This is a genomic window from Arthrobacter sp. HMWF013, assembly GCF_003061105.1.
Taxonomy (GTDB): domain Bacteria; phylum Actinomycetota; class Actinomycetes; order Actinomycetales; family Micrococcaceae; genus Arthrobacter.
On record NZ_QAIQ01000664.1, the window covers coordinates 1 to 2,194 of the forward strand.

The following is a 2,194-nucleotide window of genomic DNA, read 5'->3' on the forward strand; positions in this document are numbered from 1 at the left end:
GGCGTGGAAGGCCGGCTCGTCAAAGGCCGACCAGTCATCCGCGGAGCCCAGCAACCTGGGCACGCCGGAGATGCCGGCCCCAGCCCCGGGACCCCAGGCCTGGGCATCCACGTGGGCCTCCCGCAGGCCGCCGCCCGCCGTGAACCTCAGGCGCAGCGTGACGGGTCCATCCGCCGTCGTAAAAGCGGTCCAAAACCCGTCCGGGCGGGTGGAAAACGAGGGGTCGCCGGTGCCCCTGAGCAGAACCCCGAGGGTCTGGGAAAGGCTGTAAGGGCCGTCCGGATACCACCGCAGGGAGGCGTCCGCCGCGGCGGCCAGGCCGGCGGGGAGCTCTGCGATGGTCACTGAACCATGATCCCACGCGGGGCTGACACCGGCGCCGTGAATGTGGCCGGAAGGAGGGACCAAAGACCCTAACGGGCGTTCCGTGCCGAACTAGACTCCCCAGTGTGGCGCGGCAGCCACCGCGCCGTCCCTTCTAGCTGTCAGGTGAGCGCAATGGGTGGAGTGGTACATTTTGAGATCCCCGCGGACGATCAGGAGCGGGCAAGGAATTTCTACAGCGAGGCCTTCGGCTGGAAGATCAACCCCATGCCGGAAATGAACTACAACGCGGTCACCACGACGCCCACTGACGAGGCAACCAGCCTGCCCAAAGAGCCCGGAGCCATCAACGGCGGCCTGATGGGCAGGGAAGGGGACCTGGTGAACCCCATCATCACCGTTGACGTGCCGGACATCGATGCAACGTTGAGGACGGTCGAAGAGCTGGGCGGTTCGGTGGTGATGCCCAAGAACACCATCCCGGACATGGGCTTCTTCGCCTACTTCAGGGACACCGAGGGAAACGTCATGGGACTGTGGGAGAACCTGCCGGCTGCGCCCTGAATCGGCCGCCGGTGAGGAGACGGTAACTTTGTACCTATGAAGTACGCCCAGTCCGTCCTGGACCTCATCGGCAATACCCCGCTCATTAGACTCAACCACGTGACCGACGGCGTCAAAGCCACCGTCCTGGTCAAGCTGGAGTACCTGAACCCCGGCGGTTCCATCAAAGACCGCATTGCGATCAAGATGATCGAGGATGCCGAACGCGACGGCAAACTGCTCCCCGGCGGGACCATCGTGGAGCCAACATCCGGCAACACCGGAGTGGGCCTGGCCCTGGTGGCGCAGCAAAAGGGCTACAAATGCATTTTCGTGGTCCCGGACAAGGTGGGCGAGGACAAGCGCGCCGTCCTGGCCGCCTACGGTGCCGAAGTTGTGGTGACGCCAACCTCTGTTGCCCCGGACAGCCCGCAAAGCTACTACAGCGTCTCGGACCGCCTGGTGACGGAAACTCCGGGCGCCTACAAGCCTGACCAGTTCTCCAACCCGGCCGCCCCGCGCAGCCACTACGAGACCACGGGCCCGGAAATCTGGCGGGACACCGACGGCCGGATCACGCACTGCGTGATCGGCGCCGGCACCGGCGGCACCATCACCGGGACCGGACGGTACCTCAAGGAAGTCTCTGCGGACCGTCCGGAGTCCGACGGCGGCGTGGTCAGGATCATCGGGGCGGACCCCGCAGGATCGGTCTACTCCGGCGGCACGGGGCGCCCGTACTTCGTTGAAGGCGTCGGCGAGGACATGTGGCCGGCCAACTACGACAAAGCGGTCCCGGACCAGGTCATTGCCGTCAGTGATGCCGACTCCTTTGCCATGACCCGCAGGCTGGCCCGTGAGGAAGGGCTGCTGGTGGGCGGCTCGTCCGGCATGGCCGTGGTGGCTGCGCTGAAGACGGCCCGCGACCTGCCCGAAAGCGCCGTTGTGGTGGTCATCCTCCCGGACTCCGGCCGCGGCTACCTCGCCAAGATCTTCAACGACCAATGGATGCGTTCCTACGGCTTCCTGTCCGGCGGCGAGGAAGCGTCCGTGGGTGAGGTCATCAAGTCCAAGACCGGCGAAATGCCGGCCCTGGTCCACATCCACCCGAACGAATCCGTCCGCGATGTCATCAACATCATGAACGAGTTCGGCGTCAGCCACATCCCGGTCCTCTCGCAGGAACCGCCCGTGGTGATGGGCGAGGTCCTCGGCGCCGTTGATGAACGGACCCTCACCTCCAAGCTCTTCCGTGGCGAGGCCAAGCTGACGGATAAAATCTCCGAGCACATGGGACCCAAACTCCCGGTCATCGGCTCGCTGGAGA

Annotated in this window: 2 protein-coding genes and 1 pseudogene; 2 read left to right on the top strand and 1 reads right to left on the bottom strand. The window is 65.4% G+C overall.

Annotation, left to right across the window (positions count from 1 at the left end):
• Positions 1 to 345, bottom strand: a pseudogene (locus DBR22_RS21680) (3-methyladenine DNA glycosylase); the annotation flags it as partial.
• Between the two features lie 153 nt (positions 346 to 498).
• On the opposite strand from DBR22_RS21680, the gene DBR22_RS21685 reads away from it, so the two are divergent.
• The gene (locus tag DBR22_RS21685; protein ID WP_108600685.1) at positions 499 to 888 is read left to right on the top strand and encodes a VOC family protein; all 390 of its coding nucleotides are present in this window, start codon (positions 499 to 501) and stop codon (positions 886 to 888) included.
• A 36-nt stretch (positions 889 to 924) separates the two neighbouring features.
• On the top strand, positions 925 to 2,194 hold a 1,270-nt coding region (locus tag DBR22_RS21690; RefSeq protein ID WP_108600686.1), incomplete at its 3' end, for a cystathionine beta-synthase.